The 21,390-nt window shown below is 73.4% G+C and carries 23 protein-coding genes; 7 read left to right on the forward strand and 16 right to left on the reverse strand.

Features of this window, described 5'->3' with window-relative positions:
* The first annotated feature begins 100 nt into the window (after positions 1-100).
* Positions 101-1,129, forward strand: a complete 1,029-nt coding sequence (locus ACP7BI_RS08235; protein ID WP_425845551.1) for a TerC family protein — start codon at positions 101-103, stop codon at positions 1,127-1,129.
* Positions 1,130-1,139: 10 nt separating this feature from the next.
* Here the strand turns inward: ACP7BI_RS08235 and ACP7BI_RS08240 are convergent, their stop codons facing one another.
* From ACP7BI_RS08240 to ACP7BI_RS08260, 5 genes are all read right to left on the reverse strand, one after another.
* Positions 1,140-2,033 (reverse strand): universal stress protein, encoded by an 894-nt coding sequence (locus ACP7BI_RS08240; RefSeq protein ID WP_425845007.1) that lies wholly within the window; start codon positions 2,031-2,033, stop codon positions 1,140-1,142.
* Positions 2,034-2,223: 190 nt separating this feature from the next.
* Complete coding sequence (locus ACP7BI_RS08245; RefSeq protein WP_425845009.1) at positions 2,224-3,570, reverse strand: dihydrolipoamide acetyltransferase family protein; 1,347 nt, start codon at positions 3,568-3,570, stop codon at positions 2,224-2,226.
* A gap of 14 nt (positions 3,571-3,584) precedes the next feature.
* A complete protein-coding gene (locus tag ACP7BI_RS08250) occupies positions 3,585-4,547 on the reverse strand; it encodes an alpha-ketoacid dehydrogenase subunit beta (protein ID WP_425845554.1) in 963 nt (320 codons plus the stop codon).
* A 14-nt stretch (positions 4,548-4,561) separates the two neighbouring features.
* A complete protein-coding gene (locus ACP7BI_RS08255; protein WP_425845011.1) occupies positions 4,562-5,671 on the reverse strand; it encodes a thiamine pyrophosphate-dependent enzyme in 1,110 nt (369 codons plus the stop codon).
* Positions 5,668-6,726, reverse strand: a complete 1,059-nt coding sequence (locus ACP7BI_RS08260) for a histidinol-phosphate transaminase (RefSeq protein ID WP_425845012.1) — start codon at positions 6,724-6,726, stop codon at positions 5,668-5,670. The genes ACP7BI_RS08255 and ACP7BI_RS08260 overlap by 4 nt, the downstream gene beginning before the upstream one ends.
* Positions 6,727-6,786: 60 nt before the next feature.
* Between ACP7BI_RS08260 and ACP7BI_RS08265 the strand changes: the two genes are divergently transcribed.
* Entirely contained in the window at positions 6,787-7,191 is a 405-nt protein-coding gene (locus tag ACP7BI_RS08265; RefSeq protein ID WP_425845015.1) for a phage holin family protein, read from the forward strand.
* Positions 7,192-7,197: 6 nt separating this feature from the next.
* On the opposite strand, the gene ACP7BI_RS08270 is transcribed toward ACP7BI_RS08265, so the two are convergent.
* The 4 genes from ACP7BI_RS08270 to ACP7BI_RS08285 are packed head-to-tail and all read right to left on the reverse strand — an operon-like array spanning position 7,198 to position 12,334.
* Positions 7,198-9,573 carry a glycoside hydrolase family 65 protein gene (locus ACP7BI_RS08270; RefSeq protein WP_425845017.1) on the reverse strand — a complete coding sequence of 792 codons (2,376 nt, stop codon included), beginning with the start codon at positions 9,571-9,573 and terminating at the stop codon, positions 7,198-7,200.
* Positions 9,570-10,544 (reverse strand): PfkB family carbohydrate kinase, encoded by a 975-nt coding sequence (locus ACP7BI_RS08275; protein WP_425845019.1) that lies wholly within the window; start codon positions 10,542-10,544, stop codon positions 9,570-9,572. The genes ACP7BI_RS08270 and ACP7BI_RS08275 overlap by 4 nt, the downstream gene beginning before the upstream one ends.
* A 48-nt stretch (positions 10,545-10,592) precedes the next feature.
* Entirely contained in the window at positions 10,593-12,077 is a 1,485-nt protein-coding gene (locus ACP7BI_RS08280) for a hypothetical protein (RefSeq protein WP_425845021.1), read from the reverse strand.
* Complete coding sequence (locus ACP7BI_RS08285) at positions 12,074-12,334, reverse strand: hypothetical protein (RefSeq protein WP_425845023.1); 261 nt, start codon at positions 12,332-12,334, stop codon at positions 12,074-12,076. Before ACP7BI_RS08285 ends, ACP7BI_RS08280 begins: the two co-directional genes overlap by 4 nt.
* 128 nt (positions 12,335-12,462) lie before the next feature.
* Here ACP7BI_RS08285 and ACP7BI_RS08290 point away from each other — a divergent pair, with 128 nt between their 5' ends.
* The 5 genes from ACP7BI_RS08290 to ACP7BI_RS08310 all read left to right on the forward strand — a co-directional run bounded on the left by ACP7BI_RS08290 (position 12,463) and on the right by ACP7BI_RS08310 (position 16,109).
* Positions 12,463-12,975: a low molecular weight protein-tyrosine-phosphatase gene (locus tag ACP7BI_RS08290; protein ID WP_249295584.1), complete on the forward strand. Its 513-nt coding sequence runs from the start codon at positions 12,463-12,465 to the stop codon at positions 12,973-12,975.
* 9 nt (positions 12,976-12,984) lie between these two features.
* Entirely contained in the window at positions 12,985-14,364 is a 1,380-nt protein-coding gene (purB, locus tag ACP7BI_RS08295) for an adenylosuccinate lyase (RefSeq protein ID WP_425845026.1), read from the forward strand.
* 36 nt (positions 14,365-14,400) lie between these two features.
* Positions 14,401-15,417: a zinc-binding dehydrogenase gene (locus ACP7BI_RS08300; protein ID WP_425845028.1), complete on the forward strand. Its 1,017-nt coding sequence runs from the start codon at positions 14,401-14,403 to the stop codon at positions 15,415-15,417.
* Positions 15,418-15,458: 41 nt separating this feature from the next.
* On the forward strand, positions 15,459-15,893 hold the full coding sequence (locus ACP7BI_RS08305) for a hypothetical protein (protein ID WP_425845030.1): 435 nt from the start codon (positions 15,459-15,461) through the stop codon (positions 15,891-15,893).
* Between the two features lie 87 nt (positions 15,894-15,980).
* The gene (locus ACP7BI_RS08310) at positions 15,981-16,109 is read left to right on the forward strand and encodes a hypothetical protein (RefSeq protein ID WP_425845032.1); all 129 of its coding nucleotides are present in this window, start codon (positions 15,981-15,983) and stop codon (positions 16,107-16,109) included.
* A gap of 93 nt (positions 16,110-16,202) precedes the next feature.
* Here the strand turns inward: ACP7BI_RS08310 and ACP7BI_RS08315 are convergent, their stop codons facing one another.
* From ACP7BI_RS08315 to ACP7BI_RS08345, 7 genes are all read right to left on the reverse strand, one after another.
* Positions 16,203-17,705: a catalase gene (locus tag ACP7BI_RS08315; RefSeq protein WP_425845034.1), complete on the reverse strand. Its 1,503-nt coding sequence runs from the start codon at positions 17,703-17,705 to the stop codon at positions 16,203-16,205.
* 113 nt (positions 17,706-17,818) lie between these two features.
* Positions 17,819-18,256 carry a Fur family transcriptional regulator gene (locus ACP7BI_RS08320; protein ID WP_425845035.1) on the reverse strand — a complete coding sequence of 146 codons (438 nt, stop codon included), beginning with the start codon at positions 18,254-18,256 and terminating at the stop codon, positions 17,819-17,821.
* Between the two features lie 49 nt (positions 18,257-18,305).
* The gene (locus tag ACP7BI_RS08325; RefSeq protein ID WP_425845038.1) at positions 18,306-19,145 is read right to left on the reverse strand and encodes a sulfurtransferase; all 840 of its coding nucleotides are present in this window, start codon (positions 19,143-19,145) and stop codon (positions 18,306-18,308) included.
* A gap of 134 nt (positions 19,146-19,279) precedes the next feature.
* Positions 19,280-19,807 carry a hypothetical protein gene (locus tag ACP7BI_RS08330; protein WP_425845041.1) on the reverse strand — a complete coding sequence of 176 codons (528 nt, stop codon included), beginning with the start codon at positions 19,805-19,807 and terminating at the stop codon, positions 19,280-19,282.
* Between the two features lie 101 nt (positions 19,808-19,908).
* Positions 19,909-20,493, reverse strand: coding sequence for a hypothetical protein (locus ACP7BI_RS08335; RefSeq protein WP_425845043.1), 585 nt, complete (start codon positions 20,491-20,493; stop codon positions 19,909-19,911).
* Positions 20,490-20,771: an ABC transporter ATP-binding protein gene (locus tag ACP7BI_RS08340; protein ID WP_425845045.1), complete on the reverse strand. Its 282-nt coding sequence runs from the start codon at positions 20,769-20,771 to the stop codon at positions 20,490-20,492. The genes ACP7BI_RS08335 and ACP7BI_RS08340 overlap by 4 nt, the downstream gene beginning before the upstream one ends.
* A complete protein-coding gene (locus ACP7BI_RS08345) occupies positions 20,768-21,355 on the reverse strand; it encodes a hypothetical protein (RefSeq protein ID WP_425845047.1) in 588 nt (195 codons plus the stop codon). The genes ACP7BI_RS08340 and ACP7BI_RS08345 overlap by 4 nt, the downstream gene beginning before the upstream one ends.
* Positions 21,356-21,390: the final 35 nt, after the last annotated feature.

The following is a 21,390-nucleotide window of genomic DNA, read 5'->3' on the forward strand; positions in this document are numbered from 1 at the left end:
ACTCCTCGATCGGATACCTCACACCGATCCAAGCCGAGAACGCGTACTACCGTGAGATCAACTCCCAGCCTCAGCCGATGCTGGGAGAACTCGCCCTCCACTGAACCCGGGGCGATTCACTCCGCTCGTCTGGTTCATCACGATCGCGGTCACGATCGCATTCTTCGTCTACGAGTTCTTCGCGCACGTGCGCAAGCCGCACGAGCCGAGCATCGCCGAATCGGCTCGCTGGTCGGCGTTCTACATCGGCCTCGCGCTGGTGTTCGGCGTCGGCGTCGGGATGGTGTCGGGCTGGGTGTACGGCGGCGAGTACTTCGCCGGCTACCTCACCGAGAAGGCGCTGTCGATCGACAACCTGTTCGTCTTCCTCATCGTGATGACGAGCTTCGCCGTGCCGAGGATCTACCAGCAGAAGGTGCTGATGATCGGCATCGTGATCGCGCTCATCATGCGCGGCATCTTCATCGCGGTCGGAGCTGCGCTCATCGAGAACTTCTCCTGGGTGTTCTACGCGTTCGGCGCGCTGCTGCTCTTCCTCGCCTACCGCCAGGCGTTCGCGCACGGCGACTCCAACCCCGCGGACGGCAGGTTCATGCGAGCCGTGCGCCGTGTGCTGCCGGTGAGTGACGACTACCACGGCGACAGGCTGTCCGTCGTGAAGGATGGGCGGCGCTTCGTCACGCCGATGCTGCTCGTGATCGTCGCGATCGGGTTCGTCGACCTCATCTTCGCGGTCGACTCGATCCCGGCGATCTACGGCCTCACGAGCGAGGCGTACATCGTCTTCACCGCGAACGCCTTCGCCCTGATGGGTCTGCGCCAGCTGTTCTTCCTCATCGGAGGGCTGCTCGAGCGCCTCGTCTACCTCGCGCAGGGACTCGCGGTCATCCTCGCCTTCATCGGCGTGAAGCTGCTCATCCACGCGCTGCACAAGAACGAGCTGCCGTTCATCAACGGCGGCGACCCGATCACGGTGATCCCGGAGATCCCGATCTGGCTGTCGCTGCTGTTCATCGCGGGCACGATCGCGGCGGCCACCGTCGCGAGCCTGCTCAAGACCCGCGGCGACCGCCGGCGAGAGCCCGACGAGCTCGGCGTCGAGGTCGCCCGCTCGCACGACCCCCGCTAACGGGACACCGTCAGCGCACGACTACCGTGGTCGCGGCGAGTCGTACGAGGACCTGCTCGCTGACGGAGCCGAGGAGGAAGCGGGCGACCCGACCACGGCCGTGCGAACCGATGACGGTGAGCCGCGCCCCCGCGGCGAGCCGGTTGATCACCGTGCCCGGTCTCTGCGCGCGCTCCACCACGCGCCGCACGTGCAGGTCGGAGTACAGCTGCGACAGGCCGGCGACGGATATCCCGAGAGCCTCCTCGGTCAGCTGCTGCAGGTTCCGCAAGTAGTCCTCCGGATAGGCCCGCATGTGACGCGGGAGCACGATGGGAGCCCAGGTGCTGACCGCCGTGAGCGGCTCGCCGAGCCGATCCGCTTCGGCGGCGGCGAATGCGATCGCGCGCTCGGAGGGCTCTGAGCCGTCGACACCGACGATCACCCCGCTCCGGCCGGTGAGGTCGAAGTCGGGAACGACGGCGACCGGGCAGTGCGCGCCGGCGATGATGCGGATCCCATGCGTGCCCCAGGCCGGTCCCGACCCCGGGCCGCGGTAGTCGCTGCCGATCACCAGCAGCACGGCGCTGCCGGAGGCTTCGCTGAGCCGCTCGACCGGCTTGCCACGGCCGACCCGTGCCTCGACGGGGACGCCGAGCGCGCGCACGCGTTCGGCTTCGCGATCCAGCATGCCCTGCGTCGTCTCCACCGCGTGGTCGCCGACGTCACCCTCGCCGAGGTCACCGCCGACGATCGCGAGCAGCTCGAGCCCGTCGCCGCGACCGGCCGCCCTGTCGGCAGCCCAGTCCACAGCTCGCCGCGACGCAGCCGCATCCGTCACGCCGACGATCACCTTCTCGTGCATCTCGTGCTCCCGTCGGGGTCGTCCGGCACAGCGCGGGGCGGTCGTGGCGATCTCCTGCATGCCCTGCACCATCCCGCGGCGGGCGCGGCTGCGGCAGGGCCGGAGGTCCCGCGGCGGGACCATCGCACCCACCGTCACGCTCTCGCTCGCCTTCGCCTACGCCTACGAGCCGATCCTCTCAGGCACACCGGGGACCGCGTCGTCTGGATCCTCCCCTTCGAGGCGATCGAGGCGATCGCGCGGCACGTGCCTAGTCGACGAGGAGCGCTGGCTCCTCGAGGATCGACGCCACGTCGGCCACGAAGCGGCTGATGACGTCGCCGTCGACCGCGCGGTGGTCGAACGAGCCGCCGACGGTCGTGACCCAACGCGGCCGCACCTCGCCGTCGACGACCCACGGCTTCTGCCGGATCGCGCCGAGCGCGATGATGCCCGACTCGCCCGGGTTGAGGATCGGCGTGCCGGTGTCCATGCCGAAGACGCCGATGTTCGTGATCGTGAAGGTGCCGTGCTGCATGTCGGCCGGGGCCGTGCGACCCTCGCGCGCCGTGAGCGTGAGCCGCTCGAGCGCGCGCGCGAGGTCGACGAGCGAGAGCTCCTGCGCGTCCTTGATGTTGGGCACGAGCAGCCCGCGCGGCGTCGCGGCGGCGATGCCGAGGTTCACGTAGCGGTGCACGACGAGCTCCTCGGGCGTGAACGTCGAGTTCACCTGCGGCGAGCGCTCGATCGCCCACAGGATCGCCTTCGCCATGATGAGCAGCGGGGAGACCTTGACGCCCGCGAAGCCTTCGGAAGCCTTGAGCCGCTTCACGAGCTCCATCGTGCGCGTCGCGTCGACCTCCGTGAACACCGACACGTGCGGCGCCGTGAACGCGGACTGCGCCATCGCCTGCGCGGTCGCCCGCCGCACGCCCTTGACGGGGATGCGCTCCTCGCGGCCGCCCGTCCACGCGGCGCGGGGGGCCGGCGCGGCAGCCGGCGTCGCCGCCTGGGCCGCGCGCTGCACGTCGTCGCGCGTCACGTCCCCGATCAGGCCGGTCGCCGTCACCTGACGCAAGTCGACGCCGAGGTCCTTCGCGAGCTTCCGCACGGGCGGCTTGGCGAGCACGGGAGCGGATGCGTCGCGGGGCGCCGCGGGTCCGTCCGGCACCGCGGCGGCGGGCGCTGGCACCGCCGCGGGACCGGCAGCCGGGGTCGCCGCCGCGGGCGCCGCGTGCGCCGGCGGATCCTGCACCGTGCGCGGCTTCCGGCGGCGAGTCTCGGCACCGCCCCGCACCCCGTAGCCGACGAGCACCGCGCCACCGGACGCATCCGGCTCGACCGACTGCTCGGTCGGCTTGCCCGAGTCGACCGCGTCGGGATCGCCGCCCGCGACGCGGATGATGGGGGTGCCGACCTCGACGGTCTGGCCCTCCTCGACGAGCAGCGCCTCGACCGTGCCCTCGAAGGGGCTCGGGAGCTCGACGAGCGACTTCGCCGTCTCGACCTCGAGCAGCACGTCGTTGACGGCGACGGTGTCGCCGGGGCGCACGCGCCACCGGACGATCTCGGCCTCGGTGAGACCCTCGCCCGGGTCGGGGAGCCTGAACTCCTGCATGGGAGGTCCTTCCGTCAGTGGGCCAGCGCGCGGTCGACGGCCGCGAGCACCCGGTCGGCGTCGGGCAGGTAGACGTCCTCGAGCTGCGCGGGCGGGAACGGGGTGTCGAAGCCCGACACCCGCTGCACGGGCGCCTCGAGCGAGTAGAACGCGCGCTCGGCGATCGTCGCGGCGATCTCGGAGCCGACCGACGCGTGGCCGGGCGCCTCCTGCGCGACGACGACGCGACCGGTGCGCTCCGCTGAGGCGACGAGCGGCGCCCAGTCGATCGGCGAGAGCGAGCGGACGTCGACGACCTCGCAGCTCGTGCCCTCGCCGGCGGCGATCTCGGCGGCCTGCAGCAGCACGTGCACCATCGCGCCGTGGCCGATGAGCGTCACGTCGGTGCCCTCTCGCGCGACGACCGCGTCGTGGAGCGCCGCGGTCGGCGCGTCGATCACCTCGCCCTTCGTCCAGTACTTCGCCTTCGGTTCGAGGAAGATCACCGGGTCGTCGCTCTCGATCGCCTGCCGCAGCATCCAGTGCGCGTCGTTCGCGGTCGAGGGGCTCACGACCCGCAGGCCCGCGGTGTGCGCGAAGTACGCCTCCGGGCTCTCCTGGTGGTGCTCGACGGCGCCGATGTGGCCGCCGTAGGGGATGCGGATGACGACCGGCATCGAGACGGCGCCGCGGTGGCGGGCGCGCATCTTCGCGAGCTGCGAGACGATCTGGTCGAAGCCGGGGTAGACGAAGCCGTCGAACTGGATCTCGATCACGGGGCGGTAGCCGCGCATCGCGAGCCCGATCGCGGTGCCGATGATGCCCGACTCGGCGAGCGGGGTGTCGAGCACGCGGCGGTCGCCGAACTCGGCGTGCAGCCCCTCGGTGACGCGGAAGACGCCGCCGAGGGGGCCGATGTCCTCCCCCATGAGCAGCACCTTGTCGTCGGCGCGCATCGCCTCGCGGAGCGCCGAGTTCAGCGCCTTCGCGATCGGCATCGTCTCACCGGCGCTCACGCGTCGCTCCCGAACGATGCCTCGAACGCCGCGAGCGCCGCCTTCTGCTCCGCGACGAGCGGATGCGGCTCGGCGTAGACGTGGTCGAAGATGTCGTCGCTCGCGGCGGCGGGCGCCTCGAGCGTGCGGCGGCGCAAGTCGGCCGCCTCGTCGGCGGCCCGCTCGTCCTGCTCGACGAGTGCCACATCGTCGACGCCGAGCGAGCGGAGATGGGCGGCGAGCCGCGCGATCGGATCGCGCCGCGCCCACGCCTCCTCCTCGTCGCGCGATCGGTAGCGGGTGGGGTCGTCGCTCGTCGTGTGGGCGCCCATGCGGTACGTGTCGGCCTCGACGTAGCCGGGGCGTCCCTGCCTGGCCTCGTCGAGCATCCGCCTCGACACCGCGAACGACGCGAGCGGATCGTTGCCGTCGACCCACGCGGACTCGAGGCCGAAGCCGCGGGCGCGCTCGTGGAGCGGGAAGCGGCTCTGCCGGGTCGAGGGCACCGAGATCGCCCACTTGTTGTTCTGCACGAAGAAGACGATCGGCGCGTCGTAGCTGGCGGCGAACACGAGCCCCTCGCTCGCATCGCCCTGGCTCGCGGCGCCGTCGCCGTAGAACGCCATCACCGCCTCGTCGGTGGCCGGGTCGCCCGTGCCGCTCGCGCCGTCGAGGCCGATGCCCATCGCGAAGCCGGTCGCGTGCAGCGCGTGCGTCGCGATCACGAGCGAGTAGATGCGCATGCCGGGCAGCTCCGTCGGGTTCCAGCCGCCGTGCGCGGCGCCGCGGAAGATGTCGATGATCTGCAGCATGTCGACGCCCCGGTGGAGCGCGATGAGGTGCTCGCGGTAGCTCGGGAAGAGCGTGTCCTGCGGCCTCGCGGCCCACGCGGCGCCGACCTGCGCGCCCTCCTGCCCGAGCGACGGCACCCAGAGGCCGAGCTTGCCCTGCCGCTGCAGGTGGCCGGCCTCGATGTCGAAGCGACGCGTGCGCAGCATCTCGCCGTGCATCGCGAGCCGGTCGTCGGTCGAGAGCTCGTCGGCGATCGCCCGCCACTGCTCGTTCTCGTCGCTGACGACCGCGTCGCCCGCCTCGTCGAGCAGGCGGATGGGCTGGATGCCGGTCACTGGAGCGCCTGGATCGCCTTCGCCGCCGCGACGACGTGCTCGTCGGCCTCGGGCTCGCCGATCGAGATGCGGGTGCCCTCGGGGAAGACCTTCGCGACGAGGAGGTGGTCGAAGAGGATGTCGTGGATGGCGTCCTCCTGGCCGGGCCGCGACGGCACCCAGAGGAAGTTGCCGTGCGGTCGCGGCACCGGCACGCCCTCGTCGACGAGGCGCTGCCACAGCGCGTCGCGATGCTCGACGACCTGCTGGATGCGGCCGAACGTCTCGTCGCGGTGCTCGAGCGCCGCGAGCGCCGCCGCGGCGCCGAGCGCCGTCTGCGAGAGCGGCACGCCCGTGAGGTCGGCGCCGCGCAGCACGGCGGGGTCGCCGACGGCGTAGCCGACGCGGAGGCCCGCGAGGCCGTACGCCTTGGAGAAGGTGCGCAGCACGACGAGGTTCTCGTGCTCGCGCTGGAGCGCGAGGCCGTCGGGGACCTGCTCGCGCACGAACTCGATGTAGGCCTCGTCGAGCATGACGAGCACGTCCTCGGGCACGCGCTCGAGCAGCGCCTCGAGCTCCGCGGGGCTCACGATCGTGCCGGTCGGGTTGTTCGGGCTGCAGACGATGACGGCGCGCGTGCGCTCGGTGATGGCATCGGCCATCGCGGCGATGTCGTGGCGGTGGTCGGCGTCGACCGGCACCTCGACGGGCGTCGCGCCGCCCGTGCGGACGAACAGCGGGTAGGCGTCGAACGAGCGCCACGCGTAGACGACCTCGTCGCCGGGGCCCGCGACCGCGTGGATGAGCTGCTGCAGGAGCGAGGCGGAGCCGTCGCCGATGAGGATGCGCTCGGCGTCGACGCCGAGCTCCTCGGCGAGCTGCTGCTGGAGCTGCGGCGAGCCGGGGCGCGGGTAGCGGTTGACCCGCTCCGCCTCGCGCTGCACCGCCTCGACGACCGCCGGCAGCGGCGGGAAGGGGTTCTCGTTGCTGGAGAGCTTGAACCCGCCCTCGGGGGCCGGTCGCCCCTGCTGGTACGGCGGGACGGCAGCAATCTCGGGTCGAAGTCGCACGGTCACCGCCTCAGGCTATTGCGAGCGTCGACGCCCCGCTGGGATATGGGTGGAAGAATCGGCCGCATGCGATTCCTGCTGCGCGTCGTCTTCACCGCGATCGCGATCTGGCTCGTCACGCTCTTCGTGCCGGGCATCGAGATCGTGCCCTTTGGCGACGAGTGGTGGCATGTGGCGCTCACGACGCTCGGCGTCGCCCTCGTCTTCGCGGTCATCAACGCGACGATCGGCAACCTCATCCGGATCGTCGCGTTCCCGCTCTACATCCTCACGCTCGGGATCGTCGCGCTGTTCGTGAACGCCTTCCTGCTCATGATCGTCCACTGGATCTCGGAGGCCGTCGGCTTCGGCATCCGGGTCGAGTCGTTCTGGTGGGGGATGCTCGCGGCGGTGTGCATCGCGTTCCTCACGTGGCTCATCACGATCGTCATGCGGCCCGTGGTGGGCAAGGAGCGTCCGCGGGAGAGGTAGGGGCGCCTACCGCGGGACGCCGAGCGCCTCGCGGAACGGCCGCGGCGCCCGGTGCCGCGGCTGCGTCGGCCGCTCGCCCCGCACGACGAGCGGCGCCGTCGGGGCGCTGATCGCCTCGCCGGGCGTGAGCTCGAGCTCGTCGCCGAAGTGCCGCACCGTCACCGGGTCGCCGTCCTCGAGCCGGTAGGTCGACTGCTCGGGCTGGATCTCGATCTTCAGCACGCGGCCGTGCACGCGGATGCCGAAGGCGATCCGGGTGATGCCGGGCGGCAGCCGGGGCGCGAAGGAGAGGCCGTCCTCCCCCTCGCGCATGCCGCCGAACCCCGCCGTGATCGCGAGCCACACGCCCGCGAGCGACGCGAGGTGCACCCCCGCCTCCGCATCGCCCTGCAGGTCGTCGAGGTCGATCGTCGCCGCCTCGGCGAGGTAGTCGGCGGCGAGCTCGAGGTGGCCGAGCTCGGCGGCGAGCACGGCTTGCGGCACGGCGGAGAGCGACGAGTCGCGCACCGTGAGCGCCTCGTAGTAGGCGAAGGCGCGCTGCTTCTCGTCGATCGTGAACGCGTCGTGCGCGAACAGCAGGGCGAGCACGAGGTCGGCTTGCTTCACGACCTGCTTGCGGTAGAGCTCGACGTAGGGGAAGTGCCGCTGCAGCGGGTACTCGTCGGCGCGCGTGCCCTCGAAGTCCCAGCGCGCCTGCTCGGTCCACCGCGCCGCCTGCGGGTGCACGCCGCGGCGCTCGTCGAAGGGCACGACCATCGCCGCGGCGGCCGCCTCCCACGCCGCGATCTCGTCGTCGGCGACGCCGAGCCGCGCGGCGACATCGGGGTGCCGGCGCGCGACGGCCGCCGCGCCCTCGAGGTTCCGCCGCGCCATGAGGTTCGTGTAGACGTTGTCGTCGACGAGCGCCGAGTACTCGTCGGGCCCCGTCACGCCGTCGAGGTGGAAGCCGCCCTCGGGATCGCGGCGGCCGAGCGAGAGCCAGAGCCGCGCGGTCTCGACGAGGATCTCGAGACCCGCCTCGCCCTCGAACCGGGTGTCGCGCGTCGAGCGGACGTAGTGCAGCACCGCGGCCGCGACGTCGGCGTTCACGTGGAACGCGGCCGTGCTCGCCGGCCAGTAGCCCGAGCTCTCGCGCCCGTCGATCGTGCGCCACGCGAAGGTCGCGCCGCCGAGCCGCAAGTGCGCCGCTCGCTCCCTCGCGTGGTCGAGCGTCGCGTGCCGCCACCGGAGCGCTTGCGCGGCCGCCTCTGGCAGGGTCGACGTCAGCACCGGCAGCACGAACGCCTCGAAGTCCCAGAAGGTGTGCCCCTCGTAGCCCTTGCCCGTGAGGCCCTTGCCGGGCACGGAGCGCAGCTCGAGCCGCACCGCCGACTGGAAGACGTGGAAGAGCGCGAAGCGCACGGCCTGCTGCAGCCGCGGGCTGCCGTCGATCTCGACGTCGACGCACGCCCAGTGCTCGTCGAGCCGAGCGCGCTGGCCTGCGGCGAGCCCCGCCCAGCCCTCGCGCAGCGCGTCGTCGACCGCCGCCTCGGCGCGGGCGCGCAGCGTCGCCGGCGCGAGACCGGCCGACCACTCGTGGCCGACGAGCTTGACGACCTCGAGCCGCTCCCCCGGCTGCAGCTCGATGCCGATGGTGGTGCGGGCGAGATCGGCGGATGCGTCGGTCGAGATCGAGGGCGAGGTTGCGCTCGTGCTCCCCACGACGTGGTCCATCGCGACGGCGATGCCGAGCCTGCTCTCGCGCGTGCGGTGCAGGAGCGTCGCGGCCGCGCCGCGGGCGTCGTGCCCGACCGGTTCGAGCGGCCGCTCGAGCGCGTCCTGCACGCGCGGATCGGGGTGCACGTCCTCGAGGCCCTCGTTCGCGAGCAGCTCGGACTGCAGCGTGATGCGAGCGGGGGCGTCGACGGCCTCGACGACGCAGCGCACCGCGGCGATCGAGCGGTGCGTGAAGGAGACGAGCCGCTCGGTGGTGAACCGCACCGCGCGGCCGGCCGGCGAGGTCCACTCGACGTCGCGGCGGAGCGTGCCGGCGCGCAGGTCGAGCCGCTGCTCGTGCCGGGAGAGCGTGCCCGAGCGGACGTCGAAGGGCTCGTCGTCGACGAGGAGCCGCACGAGCTGCCCGTCCGCCACGTTGACGACGCTCTGCCCCACCTCCGGGTAGCCGTAGCCCTCCTCCGCGTACGGCATGGGCCGCTCCTCGAACACCCCGTTCACGTAGCTGCCGGGCTCGCCGCGCGGGTCGCCCTCGTCGAGGTTGCCGCGCCAGCCGATGTGCCCGTTCGAGAGCGCGAAGAGCGACTCCCGGTGCGCGAGCCGGTCGACGTCGACGCCGTGCAGGCCGAGGCTCCACGGCGCGACGTCGAAGCCGAGCGGCCCCGTCACGCCTGCTCCGGGGGCGAGAGCGCTGCTGGGGAGAGCTCTGGGTGCCCGCCGAGTCGCTGCACCGTCGAGCCGGCCGCCCGGGACGCGATCTCGCCGATCCGGCCGGGTTCAGCGTCGAGGAGCAGGCCGGCGACGATGCCCGCCACGAACGCGTCGCCGCCGCCCGTCGGGTCGACGGCCCGTTGCTCGACGTGCGGCAGGAACCGCTCGCCGCCCTGCCAGGAGACGAGGTCGCCGTCATCGGGCACCGAGAGCGCGACCACGCGGGCGCCGCGGCCGAGCAGTCCCCCGGCGGCGCCGCGCGCATCGTCGCGGGTGGCGACCTCGACGCCCGTGAGGATCGCCGCCTCCTCCGCGTCGGCGCGCACGACGTCGGCGACCGAGAGCAGCTCGTCGCGCTCGTCGCCCTCGATCGCCCCGTCGAGCACGATGCGCGCGCCGCCCTCGAACGCGATGCGCGCCGCGCGCACGAGTGCGTCGGCGGGCTGCTGCAGCTGCAGCACGACGACGTCGGCGTCCGCGAGCGCGGCCTCGGCGGCGTCGATGTCGGCGGGCGTCAGCTGCGACTCCGGCGTGACGTGCTCGAGCAGGCGCCGCTCGCCCTCGCCCGTCACGACGTCGACGAGCAGCGCGGTGTCGCCGCGCCGCGCGACGTGCGCGACGTCGATGCCGGCGGCCACCGCCTCGCGCCGGCCGGACTCGCCGGGGGCGTCGTCGCCGAGCACCGCGACGAGCGCGACAGCGGCGCTCGGGTGCAGCTGCCGCACGCCGACGGCGATGTTGGCGCCCTTGCCGCCCAGGCGCTCGATGCGCTCCGCGACGACGGCGCTGCCGCCAGGCTCCGGGAGGGCCTCGGCGCGAAGCACGAGATCGCGAGCGGCGTGCCCGACCACCACGACGCTGGGCTGCCGGGTCTCGGCCTGCCGGGTCTCGGCCTGCTGCCGGCTCTCGGGCGATCGCTGCTCGTCCACGCGTCGACGATAGTGAGCGCGCCCCGATGTCGGCTGGGCACGGGCGCATCATCCCCGCTCAAGCGCGACGTCGTGGGCGGCGACCCCGCGACCGCCCGCGGTGGCCTCGCCCAGGTGCTGCTGCCAGTGCGCCACGACGAAGTCGTCGGTCGTCTTCAGGGTCGTGAGGTACTCGGCGCGCGAGTGGCGGGCGAGGGCGCCCGCACCGTGGCCCCCCGCGCTCTCCAGCAGGACGGTCGTCGGGCCCGCACCGTCGGTGATGCCGTCGCTCGCCGCCACGAGGTCGCCCTCGTGCGCGACGCTCAGCACCGCGACGCCGGGCGGGAGCTCGGCCGTCGCGACCGGTCCGGCGACGAGCAGCGCCGTCTCGACGCGGAAGCGACCGCTCGCCGCGACGTTCGCGACCGCACCCGCGCCCTGCGAGTAGCCGAACACGTCGACGGGGTCGTCGGGACCGATGCCGGCCGCCTCCATCGCCTCGACCACCGCTCGATCCGAGCCGAGCAGCGCGCGGGGCGAGGAGGCGGCGTTCTCGACGTTCGCGAGGTCGTCGAGCCCGACGTCCTGCGTGCCATCGACGAACACCTGGAACCGGCGCGAGCCGTCGGGCATGCGGTGCTCGTGGATCGACACCTGTCCCGGCTGGTCCCGGATGACCCGCATCGCGGCGGCGGGCGTCGAGACCGGCGCGCGGGGCGGCGTCGACGGGGTGAGGGCGGCGACCCGCACGGGTCGCACGCCGCCCCCGACCCGGGTCGCGATCACGGCGCCGCCGACGAGCCCCGCGAGCAGCTCGTCCTGCCCCACGGTCGACTCGATCGCGCGGGCCGTGCCGACCGGCACCCCGAGAAACCCCGCGAGCGCCTCGTCGCTCGACTCGACCGCGAGCGCGAGCGCCGTCACGAACGCGGGGTTCGCGAGCAGCGACTCGCCCGTGCGATCCCAGAACGCGGACGCCTGCGCGAGGAACGGGTCGACGGCTCGGCCGGCGCGCTCCGCGAGCGCGGTGACGGCGGCGGCCTGCGCGGGGTGGAGCGCCGCGAGCCTGGCGGCGAGCGGCACCGCGACGAGGCCGACGAGCAGCGCGCCGCCCATACCGGCCGCGAGCGCCGGGCCCCACAGCCCGACGGTGCCGAGCGCGGCACCGAAGGCCGCGCCGACGAGCGCTCGCGCGCCGACGCCCGCCGCGTAGGCGGCGCCGCCGGCGAGCTCCTCGACCGCGCGCAGCACGGCATCCGAGGCGAGCTCGTACGCGCGGCCGGCGAGCATGGTGTCGTCGTGGAGCCGCTCGAGGTCGACGACGAGCGCCTCCGCCGCGTCGAGCCGGAGCTCGAGCTCCGCCGCGCACGAGCGGAGGGCGGCGACGCTCACGCCCGGCGCCGCCGAGAGCCGCAGATCGGGGGCCGAGCGGAGCGCGAGCGCAGCACCCCGCACGCGCCACTCCGCCTCGCGGAGCCGTGCGCAGGCGACGCCCGTCACCGTGCTGTCCCACGCGACCGGAGCCGAGGCCTTGGTCGCGGTGCCGGCGCTCACAGCGCTCCCTCGATCGACAGCACGAGCATCGCGAGCTCGTGCTCCTCGGCCGCGAGCCGCTCGCGCAGCCGACGGCAGCGCTCGTCGAACGCCTCCCGGGCGGGACCGAGCCAATCGCCCTGCCCGCGCAGCACGACGGTGTCGCCCGCGTCGCGCAGCCGCGCCCGCGCTCGTCGCACCGCGTGCTGCGCGGCCCGTGCCTCGTCGACCGCGCGAGCGCGCATGGCCGCCGCAGCCGCATCCGTCGTCATCGTCATCGCCGCTCCCTCCGCCGTGGGCGGCACGATGGCACCCGCGACCTGCCGCTCGGGCGGCGCGAGCGCTCGCCTGTGGAGAACCGGCGGCGCCCGCGCGGCCGGTGCGCCGCATCCGCCAGAATGGGCGGGTGACGATCGAACGGGAGCTCGCTGATGCGACGCGCTTCCGCGTCTGCTTCGTCTGCACCGGCAACATCTGCCGCTCGCCGATGGCGGCGACGGTCTTCGAGCAGCTCGCGAAGCGGCACGGGCTCGCCGACCGGCTGCTCGTCGCGAGCGCCGGCATCAGCGACTACCACGTCGGCGAGACGGCCGACGCGCGCACGCTCCGCACCCTCGTCGACGCGGGCTACGACGCCCGCGCCCACCGCGCGAAGGAGTTCAGCGCCGACTGGCTCGACACCTTCGACCTCGTGATCGCCTTCGACCGCGGGCAGGAGCGGGCTCTCCGCTCGCTCGCGCGCGACGAGGAGCAGCGCTCGAAGATCCGGCTGCTGCTGTCGTTCGACCCCGACGCGACCGTGCCCGACGTGCCCGACCCCTACTACTCGGAGGATGCCTTCTTCGGCACCGTCCTCCGCCAGATCGAGATCGCGGTCGGCCGGCTGTTCCGCCAGATCCAGCCAGCCCTCCGCGCCTGAAGGAGCCCCATGACGATTCCTGCCCAGCCCCTCTCGCCGCTCGACGGCCGCTACCAGCGGCAGGTCGCGGGACTCTCGGAGCACCTCTCCGAGGCGGGCCTCAACCGCGCGCGCGTGCACGTCGAGGTCGAGTGGCTGCTGTGGGTCGCCGAGCACGGGCTCTTCGGCGCGAGCCCGGTCGACGCGAGCCAGGCGGATGCGCTGCGGCAGTGGGCGGCGGGCTTCGGCCAGGAGGAGATCGACTGGCTCGCCGAGAAGGAAGCCGTCACCCGGCACGACGTCAAGGCGGTCGAGTACCTCGTGCGCGAGCGGCTCGCGCACCTGGGGCTCGAGCGGCTCTCGGAAGCCGTGCACATCGCGTGCACGAGCGAGGACATCAACAACCTCTCCTACGCGCTCACGGTGCGCGCGGCCGTGCACGACGTGTGGCTGCCGGGGCTCCGCGCGGTGATCGATCGGCTGCGCGAGCTCGCGCTCGAGCAGCGCGACCGGCCCATGCTCTCGCTCACGCACGGGCAGCCGGCCACCCCGACGACGCTCGGCAAGGAGCTCGCGGTCGTCGCCTGGCGGCTCGAGCGGCAGGCGACGCGCATCGCGGGCTCCCCGGTGCTCGGCAAGTTCGCGGGCGCGACCGGCACCTTCTCGGCCCACGTCGTGGCCGAGCCCGACGCCGACTGGCCCGCCACGGCATCCGCCTTCGTCGCCTCGCTCGGCCTCACCTGGAACCCGCTCACGACGCAGATCGAGTCGCACGACTGGCAGGCCGAGCTCTTCGGCGCGATCTCGCACGCCGGCCGCATCCTGCACAACCTCGCGACCGACGTGTGGACGTACATCATGCTCGGCGCGTTCACGCAGATCCCCGTCGCGGGCGCGACCGGCTCGTCGACGATGCCGCACAAGATCAACCCCATCCGCTTCGAGAACGCCGAGGCGAACCTCGAGATCGCGTCGGCGCTGCTCGAGTCGCTCTCGGCGACGCTCGTGACGAGCCGGCTGCAGCGCGACCTCACCGACTCGTCGACGCAGCGCAACATCGGCGTCGCGCTCGGCCACTCGCTGCTCGCGCTCGACAACCTGCGGCGCGGGCTCGGCGAGATCGCCGTCTCCGACGCGGCGCTCGACGCCGCGCTCGAGGGCAACTGGGAGGTGCTGGCCGAGGCGATCCAGACGGTGATCCGCGCCGAGGTGCTCGCCGGCCGGTCGCAGATCGACGACCCCTACGCGCAGCTCAAGGAGCTCACGCGAGGCCAGCGCGTCGGGCAGGCGGAGCTCGTCGCGTTCGTCGACGGCCTCGACATCTCCGAGGGCGCGAAGGAGCGGCTGCGCCGCCTCACGCCGCACACCTACACGGGGCTCGCGAGCGAGCTCGTCGACCGGCTGCCGTAGCCAGGCGCACTCAGCCGCGCGTGCCAGGCTGAGGGCATGCGAGCGACGATCCTGCATGCGCCCGGCGACATCCGCGTCGAGGAGTGGGCCGACCCGACGATCGAGCGCCCGACCGACGCGATCGTGCGCGTCGTCGCGGGCTGCGTGTGCGGCTCCGACCTGTGGTCGTACCGCGGCGTCAACGACGTGCCCGAGCCGCGCACGGTCGGCCACGAGGCGATCGGCGTCGTCGAGGCGATCGGCGCCGGAGTCGAGCGCGTGCGCGAGGGCGACTTCGTCATCGTGCCCTTCAACCACTGCTGCGGCCGCTGCGTGCACTGCCGGGCGGGCCAGACCCAGGGATGCGTCGAGCTCGCGATGACGGCGAGCGGCCAGGCCGAGCTCACCCGGGTGACGAACGCCGACGCGACGTGCTTCGTGCTCGACGAGGCGCCCTCGCCCGACCGGCACGCGGCGGTGCTCGCGCTGAGCGACGTGCTGCCGACCGGCTACCACGCGGCCGTCTCGGCCGGCGTGACGCCCGGCTCGACCGCGGTCGTCGTCGGCGACGGCGCCGTGGGGCTCTGCGGCGTGCTCTCCGCCCAGCGGCTCGGCGCCGAGCGCATCATCGCGCTCTCGCGCAATCCCGAGCGGCAGCGGCTCGCGACCGCGTTCGGCGCGACCGACCTCGTCGCGGAGCGCGGCGACGCCGCTGTCGCCGCGGTGCTCGAGCTCACGGACGGCGTCGGGGCGGATGCGGTGCTCGAGTGCGTGGGGACCGAGGAGTCGATGACGACGGCGTTCGAGGCCGCCCGGCCCGGGGCCACGGTCGGCTTCGTCGGCGTCCCGCACGGCGCGGCCGTGCCGTGGCGCGTCGCCTTCCGCGGCAACGTGGGCCTCCGCGGCGGCATGGCCCCCGTGATCCGGTACCTGCCGGAGCTCGTGCCGGCCGTGCTCTCGGGCGAGCTCGACGCATCCGCCGTCTTCGACCTCGAGCTCCCGCTCGACGAGGCCGCCGAGGCCTACCGCGCGATGGACGAGCGCCGCGCGGTGAAGTCGCTGCTGCGCCCCTGAAGCGGCATGCCGACAGACCCGGACCGAACCGGAGGCGGAGCATGACGATCGCGGGCGACCTGCACACGATGGCGAGTGCGCTCGGCCAGCCCGTGACTGACGAGCGAGTGCTGCGGGCGATGACGCTCGTCGGCCTCCCCGTCGAGCGCAGCGAGTTCGACGTCGGCCCCTCGAAGCGCACGTACCTGACGGCCGAGCAGGGGCTCGGCGAGTTCCTCTTCGAGGACGGCGCGCTCGACACCGTCTTCCTCTACACGCAGCCCGCCGAGGGGCGCGGCGCGCACCCCGCCGCCGACTCGCTCATCGAGGGACTCTCGGGCACGGCGACGCGAGCGGAGGTGCTCGAGCGCTTCGGCGAGCCCGAGTGGTCGAACGCGGAGGCCGACCGGTTCGAGATCGACGGCGCGTACTTCGTGCGGTTCGGCTACGCCGACGACCGGGTCGAGGAGGTCACCGTGATGCGGGAGGCGCCGTGAGCGTCACGGGCGAGATCCGCGCCTACCTCGACGCCCTCGGCATGCACCCGAGCGACGAGCGACTCGACGAGGGGTGACGCGCGGGCGTTGCTCGGCGAGCCCATCTGGGAGTCGGAGGACGCCGACCGCTTCCGCGTCGGCGAGGACCACCTGCAGCTGCAGTACCGCGGCGACCGCGTCGAGGTCGTGGTCGCGGCGATCGGCGAGCGCGACTGAGCTCGCGCGCAGCGCGCCAGCTCCCGCCCCTGGTGGGCGGAACGCGCGAGGCCCGCGCCGGTCGGAACCGGCACGGGCCTCGAGCGTGAGCGGCTAGAAGACCGCGGGCGTGCGCACCGGCTCCGACGCGAGCGACGTGCGCGGCTCGGTGATGGGCGTCAGTCCCGCCGCGACGCGCGCGCCGAGGTCGGCGTCGACGTTCGTCCAGTACTGCAGCGCGCGCTCGCGGATCTCCGGCACGCGCGTCTTGCCGACGTGGCCGACGATGTTCGCGACGAGGCGCTCGCGCGCGGGCTCGTCGAGCACCTCGCGGTAGAGGGTGCCGGCCTGACCGAAGTCGTCGTCCTCCGGGTGGAGCGTGATGGCCGAGCGCACGAGCTCGCCGTCGTTCTCCCAGCCGCGGTCGTCGCCGGCGGCGGCGGGGTCGGCCGCCGGGCCGCCGAACGAGTTGGGCGCGTACACGGGCGCGGCGGGCGAGCCGAAGCCGTGGCGCATCGAGCCCTCCTTGTCGTAGGAGTGCACCTCGGTGCGGGCGCGGTTGACCGGCAGCTCGGCGTGGTTGACGCCGATGCGGTAGCGCTGCGCGTCGGCGTAGCTGAAGATGCGCGCCTGCAGCATCTTGTCGGGGCTCGCCGCGATGCCCGGCACGAAGTGCGCGGGGCTGAACGCCGCCTGCTCGATCTCGGCGAAGTAGTTCTCCGGGTTGCGGTTGAGCGTCATCTGCCCGACCTCGATGAGCGGGTAGTCGCCGTGCGGCCACACCTTCGTCAAGTCGAACGGGTTGAAGCGGTAGGTCTCCGCGTCCTCGTAGGGCATGACCTGCACCGAGAGGGTCCACGACGGGAAGTCGCCGTCCTCGATCGCGCCGTAGAGGTCGCGGATGTGGTGGTCGGCGTCGCTGCCCGCGAGCTGGTCGGCCTCGGCCTGCGAGAGGAACTCGTTGCCCTGGTTGGTCTTGAAGTGGTACTTCACCCAGAAGCGCTCCCCGGCGGCGTTGATCCACTGGTAGGTGTGCGAGCCGAAGCCGTCCATGTGGCGCCAGGTCTTCGGCAGTCCGCGATCGCCCATGAGCCACGTCACCTGGTGCGCCGACTCGGGGCTCAGGGTCCAGAAGTCCCACTGCATGTCGTTGTCGCGCAGGTGCGAGCCGGGCAGGCGCTTCTGCGAGCGGATGAAGTCGGGGAACTTGATGCCGTCGCGGATGAAGAAGACGGGCGTGTTGTTGCCGACGAGGTCGTAGTTGCCCTCGCTCGTGTAGAACTTGAGCGCGAAGCCGCGCGGGTCGCGCCACGTGTCGGGGCTGCCCTGCTCACCGGCGACGGTCGAGAAGCGCGCGAGCATCTCGGTCTCGACACCCGGCTGGAAGAGCGCCGCGCGCGTGTACTGCGACACGTCGTGGGTCGTGACGAAGGTGCCGTAGGCGCCGCCACCCTTGGCGTGCACCACGCGCTCCGGCACGCGCTCGCGGTTGAAGTGGGCGAGCTTCTCGACCAGGTAGTGGTCGGTGAGCGCGATCACGCCGTTCGCGCCGGCGCTCTGCGAGTGCGCGTCGCTGCCGATCGGGGTGCCGACGCTGTTGGTGGTGGGCTTCGTCATGCGGTGTTCCGTCCTTCTCGTCCTGCTGGGCCTGGTGGAGATCGTGGGGCGCGCGCGGTCGAGCCGCGCGAGCGGTGGTGGATGGGCTCCGTCGCCCGGGTGCGCGCGTGCCGTCAGGCGACGGCGCTCGAGCCGTCGGTGCCCGTGCACTCGGCGCACAGGCCGACGAACGTGACGTCGGCGGCCTGCACCGTGAACCCGGGCGGCGCGTCGGCGTGGAGGCACGGGGCCTCCCCTACGACGCAGTCGACGTCCTCCACCTTGCCGCAGCGCGAGCACACGGCGTGGTGGTGGTTGTCGTCGATGCGCCGCTCGTAGCGCGCGGGCGAGCGCTCGGGCTCGAAGCGACGCAGCACGCCCGCTCCCGTGAGGTCGCCGAGCACGTTGTGCACCGACTGCACCGAGGTGCCGTGGCCCGCGTCGGCGAGGGCGCGGTGCACGGCCTCCGCGTCGGAGTGCGGCATGCGGCCGAGCACGTCGAGCACCGCGAGCCGGCCCTGCGTCACCCGCAGGCCGCGCTCGCGCAGCAGCTCGACATCCGTCTCGTTCACATCCCCACCGTAGCAGTTATCGTGAATGATTCAAAAGAATACCGCGCGGTCAGGCGCCGGTCGTGATCGGGCGACCCGAGTCGGCACGCCCCCACTCCGCCCACGAGCCGTCGTAGACCGTCGCGTCGCGGCCGACGAGGGTCGCGGCGAGCGCGACGACGGCCGCGGTGACGCCCGAGCCGCAGCTCGCGATGACGCGCTGCTCCCCCGCCGCCTCGCGGAGCCGCGCGGCGAGCTCGGCCTCGGGCAGCAGCCGCCCGCCGGGAGCGAGCGCCGCGTAGTGCAGCGATCGGGCGCCCGGCATGTGGCCCGCGCGCACGTCCGGGCGCGGATCGGGCTCGGCGCCGCGGAAGCGCGCGGGCGATCGCGCGTCGAGCACCGCCGCGTCGCCCTCCGCGAGCGCCGAGGCCGTGGTGTCGGCGTCGACGAAGGCCGACGCATCCCATCGCACCGTCACGTCGCCCATCCGACCGGTGCTGTCGGAGACGGGGATGAGCGGATGCCCTGCCGCGACCCAGGCGGGAAGGCCCCCGTCGAGCACGGCCGCGTCGATGCCCGCGGCGCGGAGCATCCACCACGCGCGAGCGCTCGAGAACATGCCGGCCGCGTCGTAGGCGACCACGCGGTCGCCGTCGCGGATGCCGATCGCCCGGAGCTCTCGCTCGAGGTCGTCGGGCGCGAGCGCGTCGTGCACGCCGACGGGACCGAGCCCATCCGCTTCGTCGTGCCTCGAGAAGCGACCGTCGATGTCGAAGCGCACGGCGCCCGGGATGCCCTCGGTCGGCAGCGCCTCGTCGGTGCCGGGCGGCGCCATGCTCGCGTCGAGGACGATGAGGCCGGGCTCGCCCAGACGCTCGGCCAGCCAGTCGACGTCGACGAGATCGCGCATGACCCCATCGTGGCAGGCGCCGAGCGCTACGGCTGCAGCGGCGCCACCCAGCCGGAGAGCGGGAACGGCACCGAGGGCTCGACCGTGCCCTCACGACGAGCGCGATCCACGCCCAGCCGCCGCAGACCGCGGCGCTACGTCTTCTTCTTGTCCTTCTTCTCGTCGACGATGCCGCCGATGAGCCCGCCGATCGCGCCGCCGAGGGCGCCGCCCGCGGGTCCGCCGATCATGGCGCCGATGCCGGCGCCGATCCCGGCGAGGCTCGAGCCGTAGCTCTGGCGCGCGATCGCGACGGTCGTGGATCCGTCGTCGCCGGGCGAGACCTCGAACGAGCCGACCGCGGCTGAGGCGACGACGAGCGCCACGGGACTCGTCGTGCCGCTCGCGGCCATCCGGTCGTAGATGCTCCTCGACTCGAAGAACGCGCGCTGCGCATCGGCCTTGCCCTCACCGGCCTCGAAGCCGATCCGGTAGAGCTCGAGCAGCGTGCGCGCCTCGTCGCCGTCGATGAGCTCGGCGGCCTGCAGGCGGTCGAGGACCGCCTCGTGGTCGCTGATGAGATCGCCATTCGAGGCCTCCATCACCCGACGGGCCTCCGCCCGCGCCGCATGCATGAGCCCGGCGATGTCGATCATCGTGTGCGGCTGGTGCTCCGTCTTCATCGCGCGCCTCCTCCTCGAGTCGCGATCGTGGTGGCGTCAGTGAAGCACCGCGCGCACGCCGACGGTAGGGGCGAGATCCGCGGCACTCGCAGGCCGCGCGCTCAGCGCTGCTCGTCGGGGAACGCGGTGATGACCTGGCCGGAGCCGAGGCCCACGCCGACGGTCACCATCCACGAGCGGGTCGTCTCGCCGCCGTCGACGTGCTCGACGAGCACGTCGTAGTTGAGGATGTCCTCGCGGTACTCCTCGACGCGCGTCGGCTGCTCGAGGGCGCGGTCGATCGCGAACCACGCGACGTCCTCCCACTCGGCGTCGACGAGCTCGGCGAGCTCGCCGAAGTCGCCGGTGTGGCCGTCGGCGATGTGCCGCCAGCCCGCGCCGTCGGCGTTCCCGCAGCGCATGACCGCGTCGCCGGCCGACACGCCGAGCTCTGGCCATGCCGCGCGGTCGAGCACCGCGAGCGCCTCTCGGCCCCCGCGCCCCTCGCACTCGGCATCCGGGTCGACGTCGTGCGCGACCGGGTCGAAGGCGAGGCCCTCGGCGCGCAGGTGCGGGCCGTCGGCCTGGCCGTCCGCCTGGCCAGCGGCGCTCGGCGGTGCCGCGGGACCGGTCGCGCTGCAGCCCGCGAGCAGGACGACGGCGCTGGAGGTCAGGGCGACGGCGGTCAGCAGCGCCGCGCGGCTCACGCCTCGAAGCCGTCGCGCTTGTCGAGGTCGGCCGAGGCGCGGCCCTTGGGCTTCACGGCGAGCATGAGCGTCGCCGTCAGCAGCAGCGTGAGGATGAAGGCGACACCGCCGAAGATGAGGGCGAGCACGACGTCGCGCACGGTCATGAAGACGATGAGGCCGATGAAGAGGCCGGCGGCGCCCGCGAACGCGAGGTACTCGAAGGGCTTCAGCTGCTGCTTGCGGGTGGGCTGGACGGGCCCGCCGTGCTGCGGACCGGGGTTCAGGGGGTCGCTCATGCGTCGCTCCGCTCGGGTTCGGTGGTGGCGCGCGCAGGTCGTGCCGAGAGCGCCGCGAGCGCGAGGTAGACGCCGACGATCACGGCGTAGGCGCCGATGAGGCCGGTGAGGGTCACGGCGTCGCGCGTGAACGCGAAGACGACGCCGAGGACGAGGGTGAGGACCGCGACCGCGCGCCAGTCGCGCGCGAGCCGGAGCGTGCGCGCAACCGTCGCGTCGCGCATCCGCCACCAGCCGGAGAGCTCGAGCGCGCCGGCCGGGAGCGCCCAGGCCGCGACGGCGAGGCCGAAGGCGGTCTCGGTCGGCAGCGCGACCGCGAGCACCGCTGCGACGACGGCCATCACGGCCGACCAGGCGGCGACGAGGGCGGGCCAGCCGCCCGCGGCGGCGGGGACGAGTCGACGCCCGAGCCAGAGCGCGAGCGCGGTGCCGGCGAGCAGCACCGCGAGCGCGATGAGCCCCACGAGCGCCGAGTGCAGCTGCACGAACGGCAGCGGCAGCCCGACGACGAGCGCGGGGACGGCTCGCATCGCAGGGAGGTGCCAGGGGTGCAGTCCCTGCGAGGGCCCGGAAGTCTCGGTCACGGCTCTCCTCACAGCTGCTCCCATCCTACCGCCGG

This window comes from Agrococcus sp. TSP3-2-1 (assembly GCF_049897585.1).
Classification (GTDB): Bacteria; Actinomycetota; Actinomycetes; order Actinomycetales; family Microbacteriaceae; genus Agrococcus.